Source organism: Streptomyces sp. NPDC029138, assembly GCF_055564375.1.
In genome coordinates this window covers 1-1,122 of record NZ_JBVHWM010000152.1, presented here as the reverse complement: position 1 = coordinate 1,122, position 1,122 = coordinate 1, and the positions used below count along the sequence as shown (strand labels likewise).

Below are 1,122 nucleotides of genomic sequence, written 5' to 3'. Positions count from 1 at the left end.
CCGTCGGAGTGGTTCGACCGCTACTCGGCCAGGCCGGAGGACAGCCGCTTCGCGTCCCGGTGGGCCGCCCGAGTCGAACACGCCGACCAGTGCGGGACCGACGGCATGACGCTGCTGGAGGCCGTCTGGTCGGCCGCGTCACCGCCCTCGTTGCGAAGCCTGCCCGCAGTGGAGTTCCTGCGGCAGACCTGGGTGCAGCAGTTCCACCACGTCGAGGGCACCGTGCGCTGGCGCGGGACGAAGGACCTTCCACCCGGTCTGATCCGCTTACGGACCCCCTATGAACCCGAGGCCCGCACTGGTTCGAAACGGGAACTGGGCTGGTCCGGTTACAAAGTCCACCTCAGCGAGACCTGCGAGCCCGACGCCCCGCATCTGATCACCCACATTCGCACCACGCCAGCGCCCGTCAACGACGTCCTCGTCCTGGAGGACATCCACACCGCCCTGGCCGAACGGGGCCTGATGCCAGACGAGCACCTGGTGGACGCCGGATACATCGACGCCGAACAGATCCACCAGGCCCGCCGCGATCACGGCATCGAGCTGGTCGGCCCGGTCCAATCCAACACCGTGAAGGGACAGGCGACCGGCGACATCTTCGACAACACCCGCTTCACCATCGACTGGGACCAGCGTCAGGCCGTCTGCCCCGGCGGACAGACCAGTGTTGTCTGGCGGGAAGCCCAGAGCCAGTTCGACGCCCCGGTCACCCGGGTCCGGTTCGCCGCCCGGCACTGCGACCCCTGTGAGTTGCGGACCTCGTGCACCAGCTCCAGGACCGGCCGCAACCTGACTCTGAGACCGAAGACCGAGCACGACATCCTTCAGCAAGCCCGTATCGAGCAGGACACTGACCAGTGGCGCCGCCGCTACGGACACCGAGCCGGCGTCGAGGGCACCATCGCACAGGGCGTCCAGGCGTTCGGCCTGCGCAGATCCCGCTACCGCGGCCTCGCCAAAACCCGGTTGCAGCACCACTTCACCGGCGCCGCCGTCAACCTCGCCCGCATCGATGCCTGGCTCGCCGGCAGACCACTCGCCAAGACCCGCGTTTCACCCTTCGCAGCACTCCGCCCCGCTGAATGAGATCCAGCGGGGCGGAATAAACCAACAGCGTCC

At 68.1% G+C, this 1,122-nt stretch carries 1 protein-coding gene; it reads left to right on the top strand.

Translation table 11 applies throughout. The annotated features are described in order from the left end of the window. Positions 1-1,089 (top strand): transposase (locus ACZ4WH_RS44010; RefSeq protein WP_468191993.1); only part of this gene is annotated, 1,089 nt, incomplete at its 5' end. Positions 1,090-1,122: the final 33 nt, after the last annotated feature.